The organism is Mesorhizobium sp. M1088 (genome assembly GCF_040318575.1).
Classification (GTDB): domain Bacteria; phylum Pseudomonadota; class Alphaproteobacteria; order Rhizobiales; family Rhizobiaceae; genus Mesorhizobium.
In genome coordinates this window covers 334648-357843 of sequence record NZ_JAMYMO010000003.1, presented here as the reverse complement: position 1 = coordinate 357843, position 23196 = coordinate 334648, and the positions used below count along the sequence as shown (strand labels likewise).

Here is a 23196-nt window from a genome sequence, read left to right as displayed (position 1 = left end):
CTTCATGAGAATCTCAGCTTTCGCGAAATACGAGCTTGGCCTGCTGCTGCTGGCCTGCCTGTCGCTGGTGGTGTTGGGGACGCTTTCCGACCGCTTCCTTACGATCGACAACCTCCTCAACCAGGCCCGGTTGATGGCCGAGATCGGCCTCGTTTCGCTTGCCATGACCCTGGTGATCGTAAGCGGCGGCATCGACCTTTCGGTCGGCTCCATCCTTGGCCTCAGCGCGATGCTGCTCGGGATTCTCTGGCGCGACGCCGGTCTGCCGCTGCCAGTCTCGATTGCCTGCGCGCTGGCGGCAGGCACGCTGGCGGGGCTGGCGAACGGAATCATCATCACCCGCTTTTCGGTGCCGTCGCTGATCGCAACGCTGGCGACGCTGGCGCTCTACCGGGGCCTGGCGGAGGGCATAAGCCAAGCTCGCTCGGTGCGCGGCTTTCCCGAGTGGTTCATGACGCTCGGACAGGGTCAACTCGCGGGCGTTCCTTCACAGGTCTGGGTACTCGGGCTTGTCTCAATCCTGACCTCCGCCGCGTTGGGCCTAACCAAGGCCGGGCGGGCAATCTATGCAATCGGCTCAAACGAGGTGGCCGCCCGCTTCTCGGGCCTTGCAGTCGATCGCGTCAAGGTCGCCATCTACGGCTTGTCCGGCTTCACCGCCGCTCTGGCCGCGGTGATATTCGTATCGCGCGTGACGACGACCCGATCGGATATGGGGACGGGCATCGAACTCGACGCTATCACGGCCGTGGTTCTGGGCGGCACCAGCATTTTTGGCGGTCGCGGCACGGTGATCGGGACCATTCTTGGCCTCGTGCTCATACAGGCGCTGAAGAGCGGCCTGTCGCTTGCAGGCGTGCGCGGGGACGGCACGGTTGTTGCAATCGGTGCCGTCCTGATCGCCACCGTTTTCCTGAGCAATCTGTTTCTTCGCCATGGCGAGGGTTGAGTTCGGCGTGTCGCCGAAGCGGACAAAGATCTTGTCCAGAAGGCACAACAATGGAGGAGTTGAAATGCTGAAACGTGCTTTTGCGACCGCCGTGTCGCTTCTGATCATGGCTGGCGCAGCATCTGCCGGCGCCTGGGTCGGGGCGGACGATCTGCCGACCAACCCGCTGCCCTGCGACGGCTCGCCTGGCAACGTCGTGGCCAAGTCCTATGACGGCGCAATTGTTTCCAATGCCCCGGAGCGCAAAGGCAAGACCATCAGGGTCGTCGACATTCCGAAGCTGATCGGAATCGACTATTTCGCCGCCACGACCAAGGGAATGCAGGAAGCCGCGACGGAGCTCGGCAATGTCGAGATCAAGACCGACGGCCCGACGCAGGCCAATATCGACCAACAGATCAGCTTCCTCGACAACTACATCACAAGCGGCGTCGACGGCATCCTGTTTGCCGCGCTCGACTCGGTCGCCATAGCGCCCGTGCTCAAGAAGGCTTTGGCCGCCGGGATAAACGTGGTCGGCTATGACGCGAACTCGACTCCCGATTCCAGGCAATGGTTCGTCAACCAGGCCGAGTTCAACGGCGTGGCCAAGGCGCTGATCGACAGCCTCGCAGCCGAAGCGGGTGAGGATGCCGGCTTCGGCATCATCACCTCGACACTCACCGCTCCCAACCACTCGCGCTATATCGCGGAGATGGAGGCCTATGCCGCCAAATGCCACCCCAACATGAAATGGCTTGAGACAGTCGAGGCCCAGGAAGACAACGTCCTGTCCTTCAACCAAGCCTCGACGCTGCTCAACAAATACGGCGATGAGGTGAAAGGCCTGTTCGCCGTGACCGCGATCGCGACCCCCGCGGCGGCGGAAGCGGTAAGCCAGGCCAATCGCTGCGGCAAGGTGGCGGTGGTCGGACTGACGACCCCGAACGGGATGAAGCCCTACGTCAAGAGCGGCTGCGTGAAGTCCGTCGTTCTGTGGAATCCGGTCGATCTTGGCTATGCGGCGACATTTGTCATGCGGGCGGTCGCTGACGGTACGCTGGCGCCTGGCGCAACGTCGGTGTCGGCCGGCCGCCTTGGCGAACTCAAAGTGGTGAATGGCAGCGAGGTGCTACTCGGTTCGCCTTTCATTTTCACCAAGGACAACATCAACGCCTTCAACTTTTGAGCGGCCGCGTCCGGCTCCATTGCGGGGGGCCGGACGCGTTTGGCGCGCGTCGCGCAACGGCTTGCGCGAGCAGCATCTGGACCACGAGCGTGGAGCATCGGCAAAGTGTCTAAACAACTTCAATCCCTGAGTGGCGGAACTCTTTCGCGGCTGCCGCGCGAACTGGCTGTTCCCGGCTATGCACGAGCTCGGGTGAGGGCAGGCATCGTTCATATCGGCGTGGGGAACTTCCACCGCGCCCACGAGGCCCTTGTGCTTGATCGCTGCCTACATCTTCCGGGACACCAAGATTGGGGGATCGTCGGCGTAGGACTTGGCAAGGGCGCCGACGCCGCGCGGAAGGCGAAGGATCTTGAAGAGCAGTCCTGCCTCTACACAGTGACCGAGTGCGCACCCGACGGTGCCCGATCCTCGCGCGTTATCGGCTCGATCATCCGGTATCTGCATGCGCCAGCCAATCCGGAGGCCGTGCTGGAGGCACTGTCAGACCCCGGCATCCGGATTGTGAGCCTCACGATCACCGAGGGCGGCTACAATATTTGCGAGGCGACCGGCGAATTCGACCTGACCCATCCGGACGTTGTCCACGATCTCACCCACCATGACGTGCCGAGGACCGCCTTTGGCCACATCGTGGAAGCGCTGGCCCGGCGCCGGGCCAGCGGAGCAGGGCCGTTCACAGTGATGAGCTGCGACAATCTCCGCCATAACGGCGACGTAGCGAAGCTCGCCGTCTTATCCTTTGCGCGCGCAAAGGATCCGCGCCTTGGCGACTGGATTGAGAACCATGTCACCTTTCCGAACACCATGGTCGATCGCATTGTCCCCGCGGTTACGCCCGAGGACCGGTCGACCCTAAATGCATCGATGGGCGTTGACGACCGGATTCCCGTGCGGGCCGAGGCCTTTCTCCAATGGGTCATTGAGGACCGTTTCTGCTCGGGCCGACCGGATCTCGCGGCGGCGGGCGTTGAATTGCGCGACGACGTTCGCGACTTCGAGGTGATCAAGGGGCGAATGCTGAATGGATCGCATGTGCTGCTGTGCTTTCCTGCCGTGCTGCTCGGCTACCGGGAAGTGCACCAGGCATTGTCGGATCCCTCATTGGCGAAGCTCCTCGATCGCTTCATGGAACGGGACGTCATGCCTCTCCTCATAGCTCCGTCCGGCGTAAGCCTGCGCGACTACAAATCGATGGTGCTTGGCCGCTTTGCCAACCCCGCCATTCGAGACCAGCTGTTGCGTATCTGCGCAAACGGCGCTGTCAAGCTTCCCACATTCCTGTTCAAGACGCTCGCCGCGTGCCTTGACCAGGGCAGGGACATTGATCGCTTCGCCTTTGTCCTGGCCTGTTTTCGCCGCTACCTTCGGGGCCGCGACGAGGCCGGAGCGGCCTACGCCGTCGACGAGCCACATATCACTCCTGCCGACCAGGTCGCCAGCAGTCGTGACCCGCTCGACACGCTTCGGATCGACGCCTTCGCCAGTCTCGACCTGGCGGGCAACCGCGGCTTTGTACGCCGCTATCTGAAGTTCACCGACATGATTGCCGCAGAGGGTGTCTCCATCGCGCTGGAGGCGGCATCTGCGGACTAGCAGGAACACCCCGTTTGTCATCAACCCAATTGTCAGGACCATGCGAATGACGGAAAAAGAAGCGCGTCTCCTTCGGATCGGAGTGCTCGGGTGCGGGCCGATCGCCCAGGCTGCACATTTCGAGAGCTGCACAAAGGCGCGCAATGCCGACCTTTATGCGATCTGCGACGTAGCCCCTGATCTAGTCGAGCGGATGGCGTGGACGCACAAGCCGCAGCGTACCTTCTGCGACTACGACGCCATGCTCGCCGATCCCGATCTTGATGCGGTCATCATCGCTACCTCCGACGCATTTCATGTGCAAGCCGCACAATGGGCACTCGAAGCCGGCAAGCATGTGCTGTGCGAAAAACCGCTGGGGATTTCGGTGGAGGAGGTCGAGGCACTCCGCTGTGTGGTCCAGCGTGCAAACAGAATCTTCCAGGTCGGCCATATGAAGCGTTTCGACGCCGGCCTGCAGGCGGCTAAGTCCTTCATCGACACAGAAATGGGCGAGCTTCTCGCGCTGAAGGCCTGGTACTGCGACTCGACCCACCGCTATGCGACGACCGATGCAGTGCAGCCGCTCCTGGTGAAGAGCGCTCTCGCCAGAAAACCGACAGAAGATCCCAAGGCCGATCTGAGGCGCTACTTCATGCTTGCGCATGGCAGTCATCTGGTCGACACCGCTCGATTTTTCGCCGGGGATATCGTTGAGGTGGAAGCACGTCTCAACGAACGATTTGGTGCCCATTGCTGGTTCGTCGATGTGGCCTTTGCCAGCGGTGTCATTGGCCATCTCGATTTGACCGTGGCCGTCCGCATGGACTGGCACGAAGGGTTCCAGATCTATGGCGAGCACGGAAGCGTTGTCGGCAAGACCTACAACCCCTGGTACTTCAAGACCAGCGATGTCGAGATTTTCCGTGAAAGCGACGCGACCAGCTATCGTCCTCTGGGCGCCGACGGTCATTACTATCGCCGCCAGGTCGAGGCATTTTCCGACGTCGTACTCCATGGCAAGCAGATGGCTGGGGCGAGCATCGACGACGGTGTCGCATCCGTCAGGGCAATGGCCGCGATAGCAAGATCTGTCGCAACAGGGCGACCGGTGGGCCTCGCCGATGTTTCAGGGCCAGTATGATGCAGCTTGGAATCTTTGCGAAAACTTTTCCGGGTACCGACCCTCACTCGGTGCTCACCCGGGCGAGGGACGCCGGCTACGCCTGTGTTCAATTCAACATGGCATGCGCCGGCCTTCCTTCGTTGCCAAGCGAGATCGACGACGCTGCAATCGACAGGATCGTAAGCGCAAGCTCCCGGACCGGCGTCAAGATCGCAGCATTATCCGGCACCTACAACATGATCCATCCCGACGCCTCGGTGCGCCAGGATGGCCTGCAGCGTCTCGGCGCGATAATCGCCGCCGCGCCTCGCATGGGCACGCGCCTGGTGACGTTGTGCACCGGAACCCGGGATCCCGATGACCAATGGCGTCATCATCCTGAAAATGCGGATTCGTCTGCCTGGCGCGACCTTATCCTTTCGATGAAGCAGGCCCTTGCCATTGCCGAGGCGCATGGGGTGGATCTCGCGATCGAGCCTGAACTGGCGAATGTCGTCTCGACGCCAGAGCGCGCTCGCCAACTGATCGATGCCCTTGCCTCGCCGAGGCTTGTTGTCGTCCTCGATCCTGCAAACCTGTTTGAACGCGCCAGCCGACAAGGCCTCAGGTCTATCATCGCCTCGGCGGTTGATATGCTCGGAGACCGGATCGCCATGGCCCACGCCAAGGATCGCGGCCCGGATGGATCGTTTGCAACCGTGGGCAAGGGCGTTGTCGATTTTCGTGACTTCATCGCCCGGCTGAAGCACGTCGGATTTGATGGCCCGCTTGTGACGCACGCCCTCGCAACTGCCGAGGCCGCCGAAGTGTCCATGTACCTCTCTGGCATCCTCCAGGCTGGCGAGGGGGCGGAGTCATGAGCCGGCACCTGATCGTACGAGACAATGCCGTGTTGAGCGGCGTGGACGAAGGGTCCGGGCCGGCCGTCATTTTCCAGCATGGCCTTGGCGCCAGCGACCTGCAGGTGGCGGAGGTTTTTCCACTCCTTCCCGGCTATCGGCGGCTGACGCTCGAGTGCCGCGGGCATGGGCGCTCGGAACCGGGACCCTCCGATGGTTTTGCCATTGCCGTGTTCGCTCAGGATGTCCTGGCGTTCGCCGATACGCGCGGCATCGAGCAATTCGCCGTCGGCGGCATTTCTATGGGAGCGGCAATTGCGCTGCGCATCGCCGTGGTCGCGCCGCGCCGCGTTCGCGCGCTGGTTCTGGCCCGTCCTGCGTGGCTCTGGGATCCTGCTCCGCCAAATCTGCGCTTCTATGTCGAGGTTGCCCAGATGCTGCAAGACCTGGGTCGCGAGGCAGGGCGGCGCGCCTTCGAGCGTTCGCCTTCGGCGAGATTTCTGGTTGACGGCTCTCCCGACAATGTCGCGTCACTGCTGACCTTCTTCGCGCCCGACCGTCCCAGTTGGACAGCTTCGCTTCTCGCATCTGTGGCGCTCGATGGTCCAGGCGTGAGCAAGGCTCAGGTCGCGGGCATCGATGCGCCGACCCTGGTGGTGGGGCATCAGAGAGATGTCGCGCACCCCTTGTCGCATGCGCGCGAGCTCGCTGGCCTGATCAGGCGTGCTGAAATGCTGGAGGTGACACCGAAATCTGACGACCGGACTTCCCACATCCGGGAAGTCAGTGCCGGGGTCGGGCGCTTCCTGAGCCGCTATCTGAAATCAGGAGCCCTGCAATGATCACGGATCGTCGCGCTGGAAGCGCAGCGCGCATTGGACGGCTGCCGGCGGGCCGCCTGCTTGCGGAATTCTCGCTCTGGTCGGCAGATCTCCTTCGGTTAGGCGAGGCTTTGAACGCGACGCGGGACCACGCGGACCTCTATCATCTGGACGTCGCTGACGGACATTTCGCACCTTCCTTGCTCTTCTTCCCCGACCTTGTGGCGCGGATCAGGCAGGCAACCGACGTCGCGCTGCATGTCCATCTCATGGCGACGAACGAGATCCTGCTTGATCAGGTTTCGCAGTTTGCTGAAGCTGGATCCGACCTGATCAGCATCCATGCTGAAAACGGCGTGGCCATAGAGCCAGCGCTGGACATGCTGGCCAAACGAGATGTCGCTGCCGGTCTTGTCCTCAAGATCGACACGCCGGTCGAGGCGGTGGCTCCATTTCTTGACCGCCTGGCGATGGTCACGCTGCTTGGTACTGCGATCGGCGTCAAAGGGCAGGCGCTTGATCCAAGGGCCTGCTCAAGGATCGCGGATGCGAAGCGACTGGTCGCCGCGAATGGTGCCAGACGCATTATCCTTGCCGCGGATGGCGGCATTCGATCCAGCACGGTTCCCGAGTTGCGATGGGCGGGCGCCGAGACGGTCGTGATGGGGTCGCTGGCTTTCGAGGCGGACGATCTGGCCGCGCGTATGGCATGGCTGAAGTCTCTCTCCGAGGGAGAGGGTCGATGAGCAGCAAACTCACGGTGGGCATCGATCTTGGGGGAACCCAGGTAAGGGCTGCACTCGTAGACAATGGAAGAATTCTTGCACGGGAGTCCAGGCCTACCAACGCCAACGATGGGCCCGAAGGCGTTCTGAAGCAATTCTGGATGCTGATGGATGAGGTTTGCTCAGGTCATCGCAAGGCCGCTATCGCGGGAATTGGCATATGCGCGCCAGGTCCGCTCGATAGTACCACCGGGGAGATCATCGAGATCCCGACGTTGCCGCGCTGGGAAGGATTTCGACTGGGTGACGCCGTACGGGACAAATTCGATCTACCCGTCGTCGTCGAGAACGACGGCATAGCGGCGGCTTACGGAGAGTGGCGATTCGGCTCCGGCCGAGGCCACGATCACATGGTTTACGCAACTGTCAGTACAGGCCTTGGCGGCGGCGTGGTCGTCGATGGACGCCTCATGCACGGGAGGCGAGGCATGGGTGGCCATGTCGGGCATTTCCGGATGGCCGAGGACGGACCGCGCTGTTCGTGCGGGGCAATCGGATGCTTCGAGGCTTTCGCATCTGGCACCGCGTTGGGAAACAGGGCCCAGGCCAAAGCGCAAGAGCATCCATTGGGTTATCTTGGGCGTGTTACAGGGGATGTTCGCGCTCGACACGTTGTCGAAGGCGCGCGCTCAGGTGACGAGGTGTGTCGGGCGTTGATCGATGAAGAGGCCGAATACCTCGGAATAGGATTTACGGGGCTGATTCACCTATTCAGTCCGGATCTTGTCGTCATGGGAGGAGGCGTCTCGCAGGGTTTTGAACTCATGAGCGAGAGGATCCGAGCAGTCATCGACAGGAATGCGATGGGTCCCTTCAAATCTGTTCCGGTTGTACCGGCGGGCCTTGGAGACAGCAGCGGCCTGCTCGGGATCGCTGCGTTGGCGCAATTCGAATGATCATCGACGCCCCTGCTGGCCGAAACGTCGGAGTATTGAGTAGGCGCGGTTGGAACAACGGAAAGCACTTGGCTTTAAGACTCCGGCTATCTAGCGAGTGGACTCGTTGATGACGCTTCTCAACCTCGCTTTCAGAGACTTCGTTGACGCCCTCGAAACCGCCCATGATGAGGTTGGCTTCAAAGCTGCGGCTGATCGTTTTGCTGGACGGCTGGGCTACCGATGGTTTGCTTATCTCGGGTTTTCGGAACCAGCGTTGAAGGTGCTTTCTTCATATCCAAGTTCGTGGGCACAGCAATACGTTGAGCAACGTTATGAGGATATTGACCCCGTCGTCGGGCTGGCTCGAACATCTCAATGGCCGTTCAAATGGGATCGCCGAACCATGCGACTGCCATCAGCATCTCAACAGCGCTTTTTCGCTGAGGCTGCCAGATTCGGGATTCATAGTGGTGCGACCGTTCCAATACGCGGAGGCTTCGGCCGCTTTGCCGCGTTCACACTTGCCGGCGGCAGGGACGCACGTGTCGAGGTTGGCCCCGTAGAGATGATCGATACCCTGCAGCTTGCAGCGCTCTACTACCATGCGCACGTCTATGCGAAGCTACAATTGGGTCTAACCCGTATTGACGAGGCGCCACTTACTCAACGAGAGCGGCAATGCCTTTACTGGGCAGCACGCGGCAAGAAGATGCCAGAAACCGCAAAAATTCTCGGCATCACCACGCGAACAGTGGTCTTTCATATCGAAAATGCCCGGTCGAAGCTGAGCGCGTCGACGGTGGCGCAAGCGGTTGCCGAAGCCGCGCAGCGTGGCCTCATCTTGCCCTGACTGAGCTATCGACCCTCTGCCATTGGGTCGCCCAGGCGCACTACGCTCCGACCTGATCGATATTTCCTATCAATGAAGCACCTACTGCAGCATTGCAGCAGTGGATGCCGTCGGCCAAATTTACGCTAGAACTTCTGTGCCTACTCACCCTGTAAAACCCTACAGCTACGCGACTTAGCTCGCCGTGCTCTTTGTTTCTCACCAACAAAGGAGCCTGCTGCCATGCGCGTAATTCCAATTACTCATTCGGACGACGCAGACTTTCCTGATCTGATCGCGGGCATGCACCGATTGCGCTATCGCGTGTTTCGGAATCGTCTGAATTGGGATGTCTCTGTTTCGGGCGACATGGAGATCGACGCATACGACGCGCTCAAGCCGACATACATCATCGCTGTCGACGACAGCAACTCGGTGGTCGGCTGTGTGAGACTGCTTCCGACGACAGGACCGACGATGTTGGCGAATACCTTCCCCGCGCTGCTTGGATCGAATCCCTCTCCTCGGAGCGACAAAATATTTGAAAGTTCGCGCTTCTGCGTGGACACAAACGCGGCTGACAGCGTGGCCGCAGCTGGGCTTCGTGACGCGACGTTCAGTCTCCTCGCGGGGATTCTCGAGTGGGGACTATCGAAAAATCAAGAGGCGGTGGTCACGGTAACGGACGTTCGATTTGAGCGCATCTTGAGGCGGGTTGGATGGCTGCTGGAGCGCTTTGCTCCGCCCATGCAGATTGACGACACAAAAGCGTTGGCCGGTCACCTGCCGATCTCTGAATCCGCGCTGATGAACGTGCGTGAGATAGGACAGCTACAAGGGCCTGTGCTGGTAACACGCCCCACCCAATTGGTGGCCGCGTGATCATGGTTGCTTCCAATCGATAATGGCCATCGAACTGCGTCATCTTCGCTACGCTGTCGCCGCCGCACACTACGGCAGCTTTCGCCGCGCGGCCGAAGCGCTTGGGGTCAAGCAATCATCGCTCAGCCGCCGCATTCGCCAGATGGAGGATCGCCTGGGCGTCGCCGTGTTCGAGCGCTCGAGCAGCGGCGTGCGGCTGACAACCGCCGGCACCGAAATCCTGCGCACCTCCCGGCATCTGGTCGATGGGTTGGACCACATGATGGCGTCGGCCAAGGCCGCAGGCAGGGGGGAGGCTGGCCGGCTGGACATCGGCTTCTACACCTCGCTGTCGGCGGGGAACTTACGCGCGAGCTTGGTGGAACATGCGCGACGATTTCCGCAGGTGGAAATCCGTGCGGTCGAGGGAGCACGGGCGAGTCTTATCGTAGGCTTGGAACATGGCACGCTCGACGTTGCCATCGTCACCGGCGAGCCGGCAGTTCGCGACGGCGGAGCAATGGCCTTGTGGGGCGAACGCATCATGGTCGCGCTCCCGGAGAGCCATTCACTGGCAGCGAACGAGACAGTCTATTGGACCGACCTCAGAGGCGAAACCTTCCTCCTGAGCGAGCGCGATCCCGAACCGGAACTCCGGGACATTTTACTGGCGAAACTGGCTTCGCCCGGCGTCCAGCCTAAGCTTGTCACCCAGGACGTCAGCCGCGAAAGCATAACGAGCCTGGTGGGTGCCGGCTTCGGGGTCAGCCTGACATGCGAGGCTGCCATCGGCGCCAGTTACGTTGGCGTCGTCTATCGCGATGTGCAGGACGGTAGGGGACCGAGCCGGATCAGCTACGCCGCCTGTTGGCAGAGCAACAACGACAACCCGGCGCTGGCGCACTTCCTCAAGCTGTTGGAAGAGCGCTATCCCCCGCTGCCAACTAGGGCTGCCGAATCCGCCGCGCCGTCGCGAACGCCCGATCCGTCGCCATGAAGCGCTCGATCATCGGCGCGATCAGCCTGGCCGGTTCGCCAACGGGCTGGCCAGTCTCCCGGCCGAGAACCTCGGCATAGGCGATGAGGTCGCGATGCAGGGTGGCCGGCAGTTCGATCGAGATCTTGACCGGCTTGTCGTCGGCAATGGCCCCAAGTTTCAGCTTCGCCATGGATCACCCTCCGTAGGGTTCGAGGACAAGATCGCGCGTAACAATCACGCGTACGGGGAAGCCCGGCCGGATGGTGAGGGTCGGCTGGACCGAGAGTTGACGCCGGACGATCTGCTGCCCGGCGTCGTTGATCGTGTCCTGTGCCCCGTCGCGGACTGCGCGGAGTAGCCGCTGATCGTCGTCGATCGCCAGTTCCGCCCCGACGCTGAGCAAAGTCGACAGGCCCGTGGCCTTGGCCAGATCCCACCAATGATAGTCGACGCCGTCCTCGAGACCGGCATAGCCCTCGGTGTCGGCGCCGGGTTGCCGCTCCAGCACGATAGACCTGCCGTTCGGCATGATGACGCGGTTCCAGACCAGCAGGACGCGGCGCTGACCGAAGCCGACGCCGTCGTCATACTGTCCGATCAGCCGCGCGCCCTGCGGGATGATCAGGGTGCGTCCGGTCGGGCTGTCATAGACGTTCTCGGTCACCTGCGCGGTGATCTGGCCGGGCAAGTCGGAGCGGATGCCGGTGATGAGGGCCGCCGCGATGATCGAGCCTGCCTGCACGACGTAGGGCGAGGCTGGTTCCACAACGCGATGCGGACTAACCGTTCGACGGTCGACTGCGGCGTTGAGGAAGGCGGCCTGCCGATCCTGCGCGGTGAGGGTTACAGGCTCTGGCGTGAGGCCCAAGCCCGCTAGCGTCGGCGCCTCGATTACCGGCGTTTCGCCCGGCGCGGGCGCCGGAGTGGCCGGTGCGGACCGCGTTTCGGTGCCGGCGAACAGCCGGCTGGTGCGCGCGGATTCGATTTCCTGGAGCCGGCGCTGTTCCTCGGCGCTGACGCCTTGGACGGGCTGACCACGGTTCTGTGAGTTGAGTATTGGGCGCCCCAGATCTCCTGGAAGCGGCGGCCCCAATTGCGGAACATTGGGTTGCGGCACGCCGGAATAGTCGCGCGGCAATCCGGCGAGTCCGTCCGCCGTGGTCCGGTTGTCGGTCGAGTACAGTTCGTCGTTGACGGGGCCCCTGTGACGCGTCTGCAGCGCGTAAATCAGCGCGCCACCAATGCCGAGGCTGGCGACCAGGCCGAGCCCGGCCAGCACACGCCGCGACAGGCGGGTGACGCGCGGCGCCTCCCCACGCAGGCGCATGGGCGCGGGACCAGGTGCTTCGCCACCGACCGGCGGCCGTCCTTCCTCTTCCCCGTCCTCGCTCATGATGCGGGCCTTCCGTCGGTGCGGACGATCCGGACGCGCTGTTGCTTACGGCCGCTGCCGAAGCGCAACTCGGCCGCGGCGAACAGTCGGTCGACGATCATGTGATTGCCGCGGACGCGATAGTTCACGAGTTCGGAGGTGTCACCCTCGGGGCCGACGATGAACAGTGGCGGCATTTCGCCTTGGCCGATGCCACGCGGGAATTCGATAAAGACCTGACGGCCGTCGTCAAAGGCACGCAGTGGCCGCCACGGCGCGCGGTCACCTTCGATCGAATAGCGGAAGGTGATCGACGCGAGATCGACTCCAGTGGCGACGGGCTGCGCGGCCTCGGCTCGCGTGTTCTGTCGGCGCAAGGCGATCAGCTGGTCCTGCGGATATTGCCAGGAAACCGATGCCATGTAGGTCCCCGTCGTCGAGCGCAGCTCCATGTGATAGGTGCGGCGATCGGTGTTGATGACGAGATTCGTCGTCAGGTCCGCACGGGTCGGCTTGACGAGGATGTGGATCTGCCGCGTTCCGCCTGAGCCGCTTTCGGTATCGCCAATCACCCAGCGCACAGTGTCGCCGGCGGCGACTGGACCGGAGCCGACGAGCTGCTCGCCGGGCTGCAAGGCGACGTCGGTGATCTGTCCGACGGCGGTATAGACCTGATAGAGCGCGCCCTGCGTGTAGGGATAGACCTGCATCGCGTTGATAAAGCCGTCCCGCACAGGCTGCATGCGCGCGGCGGCGTTGGCCTGGTTGACCCGGGCGGTGGGATCGGCCGGTTCCGGTGTTCGACGTGTTTCCCTGACCGGCTTCAACTGGCCCGGCAAGGCCAGGGGACGTGGAAGTTCGACCACCTGGACTGGCGCCGGCGGATCCGCCGCGAGCACAGCGGGCTGTGGATCGTCGTAGGAGATCTGCGGCGGCTTTTTGGTGGCGCAACCGCTAAGCGCCGTTGCGGAGAGCAGCACAAGTGGAAAGACGGATTTACGGAGATGAGGAAATCCGACTTTCGCCGGAGCCGGCCGGATGGATCTACGAACACGAGTGATCATTGGCCAAGCTCCTTCGACCAGTTGATGGCGTTGACGAAGACGCCGAGAGGGTTCTTGCGCAGCCGCTCAGTGTCGCGCGGCGGCTGGATCACGACCGTGAGAATCGCAGTCCAGCGCTCAGTGGATGCGAGCGAGCCGTCCTGGTAGCGGCGCTCCACCCAGGCGACGCGGAAGGAGTCCGGCGAGGCGCGGATGACGCTCGACACCTCGACGGCGATCTGTTGCTTCCCGACCTTGGAGAAGGGTTCGTTGGCGCGGGCGTAGTCGTTGAGCGCCAGCGCGCCGCGGTCGGTCGTGAAGTCGTAGGCCCTGAGCCAGTTCTGGCGAACGATGATTGCATCGGCGGGGATCGATCGGACCTGTTCGATGAAGCGGGCCAGGTGCCAGGCGATCTGCGGATCGGTCGGGCGGTAATCGGCGACGGCTGGCTCGACCGCCTGAGCTTGGCCGAGCCGGTCGACTTGAACGACCCAGGGAACGACGGTGCCTCGCGCCGATTGCCAGACCAGCGCCGCCGCGAAGCCGCCGGCGAGCAGGAGCGAGCCAAACGCCATCAAGCGCCAGTTCTTAGCCTGGACACGGGCCGAGCCGATGCGCTCGTCCCAGACCTGGGCGGCCTTTTGGTACGGCGTCTCGGTTTCGGGTGTCTTGCCGTAGTGGGTGGAAGGTCGTTTGAACATCAGCGGTCCCCTTCGGCGAGATTGACGGAAGAGCCGCCGCCATGGGCGTCGCCCGATCGCACGGCGTGGCTGACGGCCGAGACCCCATGGCTGACCGACTGGGAGCGCTTCATGCGCTTTGCCCAGGCGGGCGGCGTCGAGGCGCCTGGGGAAGTGGAAGGATCGTTGGTAGCGCCGCCGATCGTGCCTTCGGTCGAAGTGCCGCCAGTGGCCTCGAAGGCGGCCTTTGCACCGCTGGAAAAGCTCTGCGCCATGCTGTCGGCAGTGCGGGACGCGGCGCGCCTAAGCGGCGATGTGGCGGCACTGGCACCGGCGCGGGCGACGCCGCCGAGGCCCGAGGCAACGCCGGCTGCGCCCGTCTGGCCCGCAGACGCAAGGCTATAGGAATTCGCGGCTCCGCCGGCGAGCGTGGCGCCACCACGCGCAGCGGTCGAGGCACCACTCGACACGGCGTTGATGCCGCCTGCCGCCGCGCCAAGGACGGCTCCGCCCGCCATCACCATGCCGCCGGCAGCCAGACCCGTGCCGACAGCGGCACCGGCGCCGAGTTGCGGCCCGCCGGCGACGAGGCCATTGGCGATGCCGGGACCAAAGATGCCAAGGCCGAGCAGCGCGAGCGCGGCAAGCACGATCGCCATGGCGTCGTCGATGGTTGGCGTTGCGCCGCCGAAGCCGGCGGTGAATTCGGAAAAGAGTGTCGAGCCGATCCCGATGATGACTGCGAGCACCAGCACCTTGATGCCGGAGGAGATGACATTGCCGAGCACCCGCTCGGCCATGAAGGCGGACTTGCCGAAAAGGCCGAAGGGGATCAGCACGAAGCCCGCCAGCGTGGTGAGCTTGAACTCGATAAGGGTGACGAAGAGCTGGACCGCCAGGATGAAGAAGGCGAACAGCACCAGCGCCCAGGCGAGAAACATGCAGGCGATCTGGATGAAGTTCTCGAAGAACGACCAGTAGCCCATCAGGCCGGAGATCGAGTCGAGCAGCGGCCGGCCGGCGTCCAAACCTGTCTGGGCGACCTTGCCGGGGCGCAGGAGATCCGCGGGCGAAAAGCCGGTGCCGGACGCTTTGAGGCCGAGGCCGGCGAAGCTCTCGAAGACGATGCGGGCGAGACTGTTCCAGTTGCCGATGATGTAGGCGAACACGCCGATGAAAAGCGTCTTCTTGACAAGGCGGGCGATGATGTCGTCGTCGGCGCCCCACGACCAGAAAAGGGCGGCCAGCGTCACGTCGATCACAATCAGCGTGGTGGCGATGAAGGCGACCTCGCCACCGAGCAGGCCGAAGCCGGAATCGATGTAGCGGGTGAAGACTTCGAGAAAGTGATCGATGACGCCGGTGCCACCCATGAGGCTATCGGGCCTCCGGTCGATCGATCGCCGGCGGCGCGGGCGCGAGAAAGCGGCGGCGGTTCTCGGCCCAGATGCGTAGGCATGCGGGATCGCGCGTGCCCGCTTCGCCAAGCTCCTGGCACCGGATCAGTTCGCCGCGCAACGGATCGGCGCTGCCGGCCTCCGATTGGCCGACCGAGGGGATCGCGGAGCGATCTTCCTTCCGGGTCAGCTCGAGCGCGGTCGCCACTACGGCGACCACGACGAACACGACCGCGCCCAGCCGGGCGAGCATCTTTCCGTCCATGACTTTGCCTCAGTCGCCGTTCTGGAACATGCGGGCGTTGCCCGGCTGGTAGCCGGCGCCCGGCGTCAGGAAGCGGCGGCGCTGCTCGCGGCCCTGTTCGGCGGCCGCGGCCTGCTCTGCCGATTGAAGCGCCTGCGCCCGGCCATTCGCGGCGACCACGGCGGTCAGGTCGGCCAGTTGTTGCGCCTGGAGGCCGAGAAGCTGGTTGCCGGCCTGCGCCGCCTGCAGCGCGCCGGTGGCACCCTGGCTCTGCCCGATGAGCGCGGACATCTGGGTCCGGTTGGTGTCGATGTTGCCGACGACGCCGGCTTGCACGCGCATGGCGTCCTGGAGGCCGTCGACCGTGTTCTGCCAACGCTCGCGAGCTCCCGTGATCAACTCCTGGTCGGAATCCGAGAGCGCGGCGCTGCCGTAGGTTGTCTGGAACGCCTGGTCGATCTGCTGGACGTCGAAAGCGATGTTCTGCGCCTCGGAAAGGAGTTGCTGCGTCTTTTGGACAGACTGCTGCAGCTGCTGGAGCGAGGAGAAAGGCAGGCTGGCGAGGTTGCGGGCCTGGTTGATCAGCATCTGCGCCTCGTTCTGGAGCGAAGTAATCTGGTTGGTGATCTGCTCCAGTGCTCGGGCGGCTTGAAGCATATTCTGCCCATAATTCGTTGGATCGAAGACGATGAGCGCGTAGGCTGATGTCGTGAGCATCGGCGATAGCACAATGGGCGCGGTCACCAGGGCCGCCGCGAGACGCGCAATGCTGGAAGGGGAACGGTTAATCATGGTTGGGTTGTCTCCTGGGTTTGGGGACTGAGGTTCGTGAGATCGGGGATGAGGTCGGCCGCCCACGCGACGCCATGTGCCCGAAGCCAAGCGGGCACGAAGCCATCGCGACCGGCCTCAGCGAGGACGCGTTCGATCGCGGCCTGGTCCGTCTTGGACGAGGTGGCGGTGAAGGCGAGGGCCACCTCGCCGAGCCCCAGCTCGAACAGGCGATTGCCGCGGCGGCTCTGGCAATAATAGTCGCGCTTCGGTACGGCTCGCGCGAGGATCTCGATCTGACGGTCGTTGAGGCCGAAGCGCCGATAGATGGCGGTGATCTGCGGCTCGATCGCCCGCTCGTTCGGCAACAGCAGACGCGTCGGGCAGCTCTCGATGATGGCAGGCGCAATCGCGCTGCGGTCGATGTCGGAGAGTGACTGCGTGGCGAAGACGACGCTTGCGTTCTTCTTGCGCAGCGTCTTCAGCCATTCGCGAAGCTGGCCGGCAAATCCCTCGTCGTCGAGCGCGAGCCAGCCTTCGTCGACGATGAGCAGAGTGGGACGACCGTCGAGGCGGTCTTCGATGCGATGGAACAGATAGGATAGCACGGCGGCCGCCGCGCCCGTGCCGATCAGCCCTTCGGTCTCGAAGGCCAGCACGGACGCCTCGCCGAGCCGCTCGGTTTCGGCGTCGAGCAGCCGCCCGTAAGGTCCACCGACGCAATAGGGTCGAAGGGCCTGTTTCAGGGCCGATGACTGTAACAGCACGGAGAGGCCAGTGAGTGTGCGTTCCGCCACAGGGGCCGATGCGAGCGAGGTCAGCGCCGACCAGAGATGTTCCTTCGCTTCCGGAGTGATGACGACGCTCTCCCGCATTAGGATCGCCACGATCCAGTCCGCGGCCCAGGCGCGCTCGGGTGTGTGATGGATACGTGCGAGCGGCTGGAGAGAGACAGACGCCGCGGCGCCATCGGTTAGGTCGCCGCCAAGGTCATGCCAGTCGCCACCTATGGCGAGCGCGGCAGCACGGATAGAGCCGCCGAAGTCGAAGGCGAAGACCTGTGCTTGGCTGTAGCGCCGGAACTGCAGGGCCATCAGCGCCAGCAGTACCGACTTGCCGGCGCCGGTCGGTCCCACGACGAGGGTGTGGCCGACATCGCCGACATGAAGAGAAAACCGGAACGGGGTCGAGCCTTCGGTCCTGCCGAAGAGCAGGGGGGGCGCTGCAAAATGCTCGTCCCGTTCCGGCCCCGCCCACACCGCCGAGAGCGGGATCATGTGGGCGAGATTGAGGGTGGAGACCGGCGGTTGCCGGACGTTGGCGTAGACCTGCCCCGGCAAACTGCCGAGCCAGGCGTCCACCGCGTTGATCGTCTCGGCCATCGCGGTGAAGTCGCGGCCCTGGATCACCTTCTCGACAATGCGCAGCTTCTCGTCGGCGATGCGGGGATCGTCGTCCCAAACGGTGACGGTCGCTGTGACGTAGGTTTGCCCGATCAGGTCGGTGCCCAGCTCCTGGAGGGCGAGATCGGCGTCGGCCGCCTTGTTCGCCGCATCGCTGTCGACCAGCGTCGACGCTTCGTTGGTCATCACCTCCTTGAGGATTGCGGCGATCGACTTGCGCTTGGCGAACCACTGCCGCCGAATCCTGGTCAGCAGCTTTGTCGCATCGGTCTTGTCGAGCATGATTGCCCGCGTCGACCAGCGATACGGAAAGGCGAGCCGGTTCAGTTCGTCGAGGATGCCAGGTGTAGTCGAGGTCGGGAAACCGACGACAGTGAGGATGCGTAGGTGCGAATTGCCGAGCCGCGGCTCGAGGCCACCAGTCAGCGGCTGGTCCGCCAGCAGCGTGTCGAGATACATCGGGATCTCGGGCACACGCACGCGATGGCGCTTCGTCGAGACTGTCGAGTGCAGGTAGGTCAGCGTGTCGGCGTCATCGAGCCATGCGCATTCGGGCATGAACCCTTCGACGAGTTGCAGCACCCGGTCGGTGCGATCGACGAAGCCGCGCAGGATCGCGCGGGCATCGACGCCGCTCTGTGCCTTGCCCTCATAAAGCCAGCCCTCGGCGCGTGCGGCGTCCTCGGCCGGCGGTAGATAGAGGAAGGTCAGGTAGTAGCTGGACTCGTAGTGCGCGCCTTCTTCCTCGAAGTCGGCCTTGCGTTCGGCGTCCACGAGGGCGGACGCCGGGTCGGGAAACCGGCTCTCTGGATACCATTGTGCCGATACCCGGACGGCCTCGACGAAGATAGCCCAACCGGAGCCAAGCCGGCGGAAAGCATTGTTGAGGCGGCCAGCGACCGCGACCAGTTCGGCCGGCACCGAAGATTCAAGATCGGGTCCGCGAAAGCGCGCGGTCCTTTGGAACGCGCCGTCCTTGTTCAGGACAACGCCTTCGCCGACGAGGGCTGCCCAGGGCAGGAAGTCGGCCAGATGGGAAGACGCGCGGCGATATTCGGTGAGGTTCATCATGGCTGGCTCAGATCCTTCAGACGTTCAAATGACCGGGGATGCGCAAATGCCGGCGCACAACATCGACGAACATCGGGTCGCGCTTGGCGGCCCAGACGGCCGCGAAATGGCCGATCGCCCAGAGCATCAGGCCGACCAGCCAGAGCCGCAGGCCGAGGCCGAGCGCCGCGGCCAGCGTCCCGTTCAGGATGGCGACCGAGCGCGGCGCGCCGCCAAGCAGGATGTGGTCGGTCAGGGCGCGGTGGACCGGGGCGGTGAAGCCCGGAATGTCGCCGCCATGGTCGAGGACGCCGTCCATCAGACGAGCGCCCCGCCGCCGAAGGAGAAGAACGACAGGAAGAAGGAACTGGCAGCGAAGGCGATGCTCAGCCCGAAGACGATCTGGATCAGCCTGCGGAAACCGCCCGAGGTGTCGCCGAAGGCCAGCGTCAGGCCGGTGACGATGATGATGATCACCGCAAGGATCTTGGCGACTGGCCCTTCGACGGATTCGAGGATCGACTGCAGCGGTGCTTCCCACGGCATCGAGGAACCGGCGGCATGGGCTGGCGCGATCATCGTGGCCACAACGAAAACGGTTGCTGCGGTCGTGGAAAGCAGGTCGGCAATCTTATGGATAGACGATGAAGTGAAGCGGATCGGGTTCATTCTGAGACTCCGTGGAGGACTGGGGATTCGCGCTTGTTTTGGGGTCGTGTTTCGCGTCGATCGTGCGGTAGTCGCCGGTAGCGGGATCCAGCCCGTCTACCCAGGCGAGTTCGGCGAGACGGCGGTGCGAGCCGCGACCGGAAAGCACGGCGACCAGATCGATGGTCTCGGCGATGAGCGCGCGCGGCACGGTGACGACAGCTTCCTGAATGAGCTGCTCCATCCGTCGGAGCGCGCCGAGGGCGGTTCCGGCGTGAACGGTGCCGATGCCGCCGGGATGTCCGGTGCCCCATGCCTTGAGCAGATCCAGCGCCTCGGCGCCGCGGACCTCGCCGATGGGAATGCGGTCGGGCCGCAGGCGAAGCGACGAGCGAACCAGGTCGGAAAGCGAGGCGACGCCGTCCTTGGTGCGCAGCGCGACCAGGTTCGGCGCGGCGCATTGCAGCTCGCGGGTGTCCTCGATCAGCACCACGCGATCAGATGTCTTGGCGACCTCGGCCAGCAGCGCGTTGGTGAGCGTGGTCTTGCCCGTCGAGGTGCCGCCGGCGACGAGGATGTTTTTGCGCGCGGCGACGGCCGCGCGCAGGACCTCGGCGTGGTCGGCCGTCATGATGCCGGCGTCGACATAATCGCCGAGGGTGAAGACGGCGACCGCGGGCTTGCGGATGGCGAAGGCCGGGGCCGCTACGACGGGAGGCAGAAGCCCCTCGAACCGCTCCCCCGTTTCAGGCAGCTCGGCTGAGACGCGTGGACGACCGGAATGAACCTCGGCGCCGACATGGTGGGCGACGAGCCGCACGATGCGCTCGCCGTCCGCGAACGACAGCCGCTCGCCCGTGTCGGCGAGCCCGTGAGAAAGACGATCGACCCAGAGCCGCCCGTCGGGGTTGAGCATGACCTCGACGATTTCGGGATCTTCCAGAAACCCCACTATCGCCGGTCCCAGGGCCGTGCGCAGCATGCGCGCGCCCCGGATGATCGCCTCGGATTGTTGGAGAGAAACCGCCATGTCGTCCCCTTCTTGCCAAAGGACCGCAAAGGCGGCGCTGGCATCGGGGATGATTAGAAGAGGCAGGAATTAGAGGTTGGCAACAACTACAATGTGGCGTCGCAGCCTAGCGTATAAAGACAGGGAAACGGCGGGACGTCGGAATACGTGGCATTCGCCTCCCGAAGACTATTCAGCCGGCGGTCCCCGACTCGTCGGGATCTTTGGTCGCCGGGAGGTTGCCGATGTCGTCGGGAATTTCCCGAAGAAAGCTCTGTCCCTTTTGCAGGCGCCGGCCCAGCGCTTCGATGAACCCCTCGAAGCGCTCACGGCCCTTGATCTGGGCCGCCGCCTGGGCGTCGGTCGGCAATGGCGGCGTGATGGTCAGCCAGAAGCGGATGAACAGCGCTAGTGTCTCCGCGGTAACACCGAGATCGCGCTCCATGCGCTGCACCTGTCGCGAGAGCCGGTCGAGGCGGCGGGTGAATGCCGCCTCGCGCCGGTCGGCGCCGTCTGGTGACAGGAAGGAGGCGACTGCCGCCTCCACGATCGCCGAGCGTGAGAGCTTCTTGCGGTCGGCAAGCTCGGCGATCTGTCTCAGCATTTGGGGCGGGAAATAGACGTTCATCCGGTCGCGCATGGTCGAGCCTCACATCTCGATGCCGTCGTTGGGATCGAGCGCGACCTGGCGGGCAACCCCGCGCATCTGCTGGCGCAGGATGCGGCCCTGCCGGGCAGCGTCTTCCGGTTCGTCGTCGTCGATGATGGCGAACTCTTCCTGCGGCCTCGGCCCACTGGTCTCCCTGGCGATAGCGACGTGATCCGGGAGTTCGGGTTCGCGGCGCAGGCCGGCATTGGCCGCGTCCTGTTCGGCTTTTTCCGCCTCGGCCAGGAGCGTGGGTGAGGGTTCTTGCGGAGCAAGCGCCGACCAGTTGTCCTTGCGTGCTGACTGGCCGCTCCTCACCGGATCGGGGGGCGGCAGGACGCGCTCCTTGAACCGCCCGTCCTCGTAGTAGCGGGCCTTTTTCGCCCGGATCGGCGGCGTGCCCGCCACCATGACGATCTCGTCGCTGGGCGGGAGTTGCATCACCTCGCCCGGTGTGAGCAAGGGTCTCGCCGTTTCCGAGCGCGACACCATGAGATGCCCGAGCCAGGGCGACAAACGATGCCCGGCATAGTTCTTCATCGCCTTCATTTCGGTGGCGGTGCCAAGGGCGTCTGAAACACGCTTGGCCGTTCTCTCGTCGTTGGTCGCGAAGCTCACGCGGACATGGCAGTTGTCGAGGATGGAGTTGTTCGCGCCGTAAGCCTTCTCGATCTGATTGAGCGATTGCGCGATGAGGAAGGCCTTTAGGCCGTAGCCCGCCATGAAGGCCAAAGCGCTCTCGAAGAAATCGAGCCGGCCGAGCGCGGGAAACTCATCGAGCATCATCAGGACGCGGTGGCGGCGGTCCTTCGCATGAAGATCTTCGGTCAGGCGCCGGCCGATCTGATTGAGCACCAGGCGAATGAGCGGCTTGGTGCGCGAGATGTCGGACGGCGGCACGACGAGGTAGAGGGTCGCCGGCCGCGGGTCGGCGACGATGTCGGCGATGCGCCAGTCGCAGCGGCGCGTCACCTCCGCAACAACAGGGTCGCGATATAGGCCGAGAAACGACATAGCGGTGGAGAGAACGCCAGACCGCTCGTTGTCGGATTTGTTCAAGAGCTCGCGCGCCGTTGACGCGACGACGGGATGCGGGCCGGTCTCTCCGAGATGCGGCGTCGTCATCATCGCCGCCAGAGTGGTCTCGATCGGCCGCTTTGGGTCTGACAGGAATCCCGCGACGCGGGCCAGCGTCTTGTCGGGCTCGGCGTAGAGAACATGCAGGATCGCCCCGACGAGCAGCGAGTGGCTGGTCTTCTCCCAGTGATTGCGCTTTTCGAGCGAGCCTTCGGGATCGACCAGCACGTCGGCGACATTCTGGACGTCGCGCACCTCCCATTCGCCACGGCGCACTTCGAGAAGCGGGTTGTAGGCGGAGGATTTGGCGTTCGTGGGGTCGAACAGCAGCACACGCCCATGCCTGGCGCGAAAACCTGCCGTAAGCTGCCAGTTTTCCCCTTTGATATCGTGGACGATAGCCGAGCCTGGCCAAGTGAGGAGCGATGGCACGACAAGGCCGACGCCCTTGCCGGATCGGGTCGGCGCGAAGCAGAGCACATGCTCAGGTCCATCGTGGCGGAGATAGTCGCGATCGAGCTTGCCGAGCACCACGCCGTCAGGGCCGAGCAGACCGGCGGATTTGATGTCGTCCGGGGTCGCCCAGCGCGCCGAGCCGTAGGTTTCAACGTCCTTTGCTTCACGCGCCCGCCAGACCGACATGCCGATCGCCACGGCGATAGAGATAAAGCCGCCAGAGGCCGCGATGAATGCGCCCTCGACGAAGATCGGCGGCGCATAGGCTTCGTAGAAATACCACCACCAGAAGAAGGCTGGCGGATAGTAGACGGGCCAGCCGGCCAGTTTGAACCAGGCGATGCCAAGCTGTGGTTGGAAGCCAAGCCGCCATGCTGTCCACTGCGTCGCCGCCCAGGTCGTGGCGAGCACGATCAGAAAGACGACAGTGATCTGGCCCCAGAGGATTTTCGTAGCGGACAAGTGCAGGCTCCTCGACAGCGATGCCATCAAGGTCGGTGGTCAATGCTGAAGATTACAAGGTGTTGCGCATGCAAGTCGTAGACTCGGCGACGCCAGAGAACAAACACCGGGGAAAGCGTACGCGCGAT

24 protein-coding genes are annotated in these 23196 nt (G+C 63.8%); 11 read left to right on the top strand and 13 right to left on the bottom strand.

All coding sequences use genetic code 11. The features are described from left to right. The first annotated feature begins 4 nt into the window (after nucleotides 1–4). From NKH49_RS06345 to NKH49_RS06295, 11 genes are all read left to right on the top strand, one after another. The gene (locus NKH49_RS06345; protein WP_352925544.1) at nucleotides 5–949 is read left to right on the top strand and encodes an ABC transporter permease; all 945 of its coding nucleotides are present in this window, start codon (nucleotides 5–7) and stop codon (nucleotides 947–949) included. Between the two features lie 64 nt (nucleotides 950–1013). Further along, nucleotides 1014–2117, top strand: coding sequence for a substrate-binding domain-containing protein (locus tag NKH49_RS06340; protein WP_352925543.1), 1104 nt, complete (start codon nucleotides 1014–1016; stop codon nucleotides 2115–2117). A 39-nt stretch (nucleotides 2118–2156) separates the two neighbouring features. Then, nucleotides 2157–3713, top strand: a complete 1557-nt coding sequence (locus tag NKH49_RS06335) for a mannitol dehydrogenase family protein (protein WP_352925541.1) — start codon at nucleotides 2157–2159, stop codon at nucleotides 3711–3713. Nucleotides 3714–3759: 46 nt separating this feature from the next. Continuing rightward, nucleotides 3760–4836 (top strand): Gfo/Idh/MocA family protein, encoded by a 1077-nt coding sequence (locus tag NKH49_RS06330; RefSeq protein ID WP_352925604.1) that lies wholly within the window; start codon nucleotides 3760–3762, stop codon nucleotides 4834–4836. Continuing rightward, a complete protein-coding gene (locus NKH49_RS06325; RefSeq protein ID WP_352925540.1) occupies nucleotides 4836–5678 on the top strand; it encodes a sugar phosphate isomerase/epimerase family protein in 843 nt (280 codons plus the stop codon). Before NKH49_RS06330 ends, NKH49_RS06325 begins: the two co-directional genes overlap by 1 nt. Then, nucleotides 5675–6499 (top strand): alpha/beta fold hydrolase, encoded by an 825-nt coding sequence (locus tag NKH49_RS06320; protein ID WP_352925538.1) that lies wholly within the window; start codon nucleotides 5675–5677, stop codon nucleotides 6497–6499. Before NKH49_RS06325 ends, NKH49_RS06320 begins: the two co-directional genes overlap by 4 nt. Next, complete coding sequence (locus NKH49_RS06315) at nucleotides 6496–7224, top strand: ribulose-phosphate 3-epimerase (RefSeq protein WP_352925536.1); 729 nt, start codon at nucleotides 6496–6498, stop codon at nucleotides 7222–7224. The genes NKH49_RS06320 and NKH49_RS06315 overlap by 4 nt, the downstream gene beginning before the upstream one ends. Further along, nucleotides 7221–8159 carry an ROK family protein gene (locus NKH49_RS06310; RefSeq protein WP_352925534.1) on the top strand — a complete coding sequence of 313 codons (939 nt, stop codon included), beginning with the start codon at nucleotides 7221–7223 and terminating at the stop codon, nucleotides 8157–8159. The genes NKH49_RS06315 and NKH49_RS06310 overlap by 4 nt, the downstream gene beginning before the upstream one ends. A 109-nt stretch (nucleotides 8160–8268) precedes the next feature. Further along, on the top strand, nucleotides 8269–8991 hold the full coding sequence (locus NKH49_RS06305; RefSeq protein WP_352925532.1) for a LuxR family transcriptional regulator: 723 nt from the start codon (nucleotides 8269–8271) through the stop codon (nucleotides 8989–8991). A 222-nt stretch (nucleotides 8992–9213) separates the two neighbouring features. Beyond that, nucleotides 9214–9852, top strand: a complete 639-nt coding sequence (locus NKH49_RS06300) for an acyl-homoserine-lactone synthase (RefSeq protein ID WP_352925530.1) — start codon at nucleotides 9214–9216, stop codon at nucleotides 9850–9852. Between the two features lie 22 nt (nucleotides 9853–9874). Further along, nucleotides 9875–10828: a LysR family transcriptional regulator gene (locus NKH49_RS06295; protein ID WP_352925528.1), complete on the top strand. Its 954-nt coding sequence runs from the start codon at nucleotides 9875–9877 to the stop codon at nucleotides 10826–10828. Here the strand turns inward: NKH49_RS06295 and NKH49_RS06290 are convergent. The 13 genes from NKH49_RS06290 to NKH49_RS06230 form a co-directional block, all read right to left on the bottom strand. Further along, the gene (locus NKH49_RS06290) at nucleotides 10776–11000 is read right to left on the bottom strand and encodes a DUF2274 domain-containing protein (protein WP_352925526.1); all 225 of its coding nucleotides are present in this window, start codon (nucleotides 10998–11000) and stop codon (nucleotides 10776–10778) included. The two genes, NKH49_RS06295 and NKH49_RS06290, sit on opposite strands and share 53 nt — an antisense overlap. A gap of 3 nt (nucleotides 11001–11003) precedes the next feature. Then, nucleotides 11004–12203: a TraB/TrbI/VirB10 family type IV secretion system protein gene (locus tag NKH49_RS06285; protein WP_352925524.1), complete on the bottom strand. Its 1200-nt coding sequence runs from the start codon at nucleotides 12201–12203 to the stop codon at nucleotides 11004–11006. Then, nucleotides 12200–13246, bottom strand: coding sequence for a P-type conjugative transfer protein TrbG (trbG, locus tag NKH49_RS06280; RefSeq protein WP_352925522.1), 1047 nt, complete (start codon nucleotides 13244–13246; stop codon nucleotides 12200–12202). Before trbG ends, NKH49_RS06285 begins: the two co-directional genes overlap by 4 nt. Then, entirely contained in the window at nucleotides 13243–13926 is a 684-nt protein-coding gene (gene trbF, locus NKH49_RS06275) for a conjugal transfer protein TrbF (RefSeq protein WP_111546201.1), read from the bottom strand. The genes trbG and trbF overlap by 4 nt, the downstream gene beginning before the upstream one ends. Beyond that, on the bottom strand, nucleotides 13926–15278 hold the full coding sequence (gene trbL / locus NKH49_RS06270) for a P-type conjugative transfer protein TrbL (RefSeq protein WP_352925520.1): 1353 nt from the start codon (nucleotides 15276–15278) through the stop codon (nucleotides 13926–13928). Before trbL ends, trbF begins: the two co-directional genes overlap by 1 nt. A gap of 4 nt (nucleotides 15279–15282) precedes the next feature. Next, nucleotides 15283–15567, bottom strand: a complete 285-nt coding sequence (trbK-alt, locus tag NKH49_RS06265; protein ID WP_352925518.1) for a putative entry exclusion protein TrbK-alt — start codon at nucleotides 15565–15567, stop codon at nucleotides 15283–15285. 9 nt (nucleotides 15568–15576) lie between these two features. Beyond that, nucleotides 15577–16338 carry a P-type conjugative transfer protein TrbJ gene (gene trbJ / locus NKH49_RS06260; RefSeq protein WP_352925516.1) on the bottom strand — a complete coding sequence of 254 codons (762 nt, stop codon included), beginning with the start codon at nucleotides 16336–16338 and terminating at the stop codon, nucleotides 15577–15579. Further along, entirely contained in the window at nucleotides 16335–18791 is a 2457-nt protein-coding gene (gene trbE, locus NKH49_RS06255; protein ID WP_352925514.1) for a conjugal transfer protein TrbE, read from the bottom strand. The genes trbJ and trbE overlap by 4 nt, the downstream gene beginning before the upstream one ends. 16 nt (nucleotides 18792–18807) lie before the next feature. Beyond that, nucleotides 18808–19089, bottom strand: a complete 282-nt coding sequence (locus NKH49_RS06250) for a VirB3 family type IV secretion system protein (RefSeq protein WP_352925513.1) — start codon at nucleotides 19087–19089, stop codon at nucleotides 18808–18810. Beyond that, on the bottom strand, nucleotides 19089–19439 hold the full coding sequence (locus NKH49_RS06245) for a TrbC/VirB2 family type IV secretion system protein (protein WP_111546207.1): 351 nt from the start codon (nucleotides 19437–19439) through the stop codon (nucleotides 19089–19091). Before NKH49_RS06245 ends, NKH49_RS06250 begins: the two co-directional genes overlap by 1 nt. Beyond that, nucleotides 19402–20448, bottom strand: coding sequence for a P-type conjugative transfer ATPase TrbB (gene trbB, locus NKH49_RS06240; RefSeq protein WP_352925511.1), 1047 nt, complete (start codon nucleotides 20446–20448; stop codon nucleotides 19402–19404). The genes NKH49_RS06245 and trbB overlap by 38 nt, the downstream gene beginning before the upstream one ends. Nucleotides 20449–20620: 172 nt before the next feature. After that, nucleotides 20621–21067, bottom strand: a complete 447-nt coding sequence (locus NKH49_RS06235) for a ribbon-helix-helix domain-containing protein (protein WP_352925509.1) — start codon at nucleotides 21065–21067, stop codon at nucleotides 20621–20623. 9 nt (nucleotides 21068–21076) lie between these two features. Next, nucleotides 21077–23068: a conjugal transfer protein TraG gene (locus tag NKH49_RS06230; RefSeq protein WP_352925507.1), complete on the bottom strand. Its 1992-nt coding sequence runs from the start codon at nucleotides 23066–23068 to the stop codon at nucleotides 21077–21079. Between the last annotated feature and the right edge of the window lie 128 nt (nucleotides 23069–23196).

Bases quoted from the DNA above. Each gene is read 5' to 3' on its own strand.
- NKH49_RS06345 (WP_352925544.1), top strand. From the start codon at position 5: ATGAGAATCTCAGCTTTCGCGAAATACGAGCTTGGCCTGCTGCTGCTG.
- NKH49_RS06340 (WP_352925543.1), top strand. From the start codon at position 1,014: ATGCTGAAACGTGCTTTTGCGACCGCCGTGTCGCTTCTGATCATGGCT.
- NKH49_RS06330 (WP_352925604.1), top strand. From the start codon at position 3,760: ATGACGGAAAAAGAAGCGCGTCTCCTTCGGATCGGAGTGCTCGGGTGC.
- NKH49_RS06325 (WP_352925540.1), top strand. From the start codon at position 4,836: ATGCAGCTTGGAATCTTTGCGAAAACTTTTCCGGGTACCGACCCTCAC.
- NKH49_RS06320 (WP_352925538.1), top strand. From the start codon at position 5,675: ATGAGCCGGCACCTGATCGTACGAGACAATGCCGTGTTGAGCGGCGTG.
- NKH49_RS06315 (WP_352925536.1), top strand. From the start codon at position 6,496: ATGATCACGGATCGTCGCGCTGGAAGCGCAGCGCGCATTGGACGGCTG.
- NKH49_RS06310 (WP_352925534.1), top strand. From the start codon at position 7,221: ATGAGCAGCAAACTCACGGTGGGCATCGATCTTGGGGGAACCCAGGTA.
- NKH49_RS06305 (WP_352925532.1), top strand. From the start codon at position 8,269: ATGACGCTTCTCAACCTCGCTTTCAGAGACTTCGTTGACGCCCTCGAA.
- NKH49_RS06300 (WP_352925530.1), top strand. From the start codon at position 9,214: ATGCGCGTAATTCCAATTACTCATTCGGACGACGCAGACTTTCCTGAT.
- NKH49_RS06295 (WP_352925528.1), top strand. From the start codon at position 9,875: ATGGCCATCGAACTGCGTCATCTTCGCTACGCTGTCGCCGCCGCACAC.
- NKH49_RS06290 (WP_352925526.1), bottom strand. From the start codon at position 11,000: ATGGCGAAGCTGAAACTTGGGGCCATTGCCGACGACAAGCCGGTCAAG.
- NKH49_RS06285 (WP_352925524.1), bottom strand. From the start codon at position 12,203: ATGAGCGAGGACGGGGAAGAGGAAGGACGGCCGCCGGTCGGTGGCGAA.
- trbG (WP_352925522.1), bottom strand. From the start codon at position 13,246: ATGATCACTCGTGTTCGTAGATCCATCCGGCCGGCTCCGGCGAAAGTC.
- trbF (WP_111546201.1), bottom strand. From the start codon at position 13,926: ATGTTCAAACGACCTTCCACCCACTACGGCAAGACACCCGAAACCGAG.
- trbL (WP_352925520.1), bottom strand. From the start codon at position 15,278: ATGGGTGGCACCGGCGTCATCGATCACTTTCTCGAAGTCTTCACCCGC.
- trbK-alt (WP_352925518.1), bottom strand. From the start codon at position 15,567: ATGGACGGAAAGATGCTCGCCCGGCTGGGCGCGGTCGTGTTCGTCGTG.
- trbJ (WP_352925516.1), bottom strand. From the start codon at position 16,338: ATGATTAACCGTTCCCCTTCCAGCATTGCGCGTCTCGCGGCGGCCCTG.
- trbE (WP_352925514.1), bottom strand. From the start codon at position 18,791: ATGATGAACCTCACCGAATATCGCCGCGCGTCTTCCCATCTGGCCGAC.
- NKH49_RS06250 (WP_352925513.1), bottom strand. From the start codon at position 19,089: ATGGACGGCGTCCTCGACCATGGCGGCGACATTCCGGGCTTCACCGCC.
- NKH49_RS06245 (WP_111546207.1), bottom strand. From the start codon at position 19,439: ATGAACCCGATCCGCTTCACTTCATCGTCTATCCATAAGATTGCCGAC.
- trbB (WP_352925511.1), bottom strand. From the start codon at position 20,448: ATGGCGGTTTCTCTCCAACAATCCGAGGCGATCATCCGGGGCGCGCGC.
- NKH49_RS06235 (WP_352925509.1), bottom strand. From the start codon at position 21,067: ATGCGCGACCGGATGAACGTCTATTTCCCGCCCCAAATGCTGAGACAG.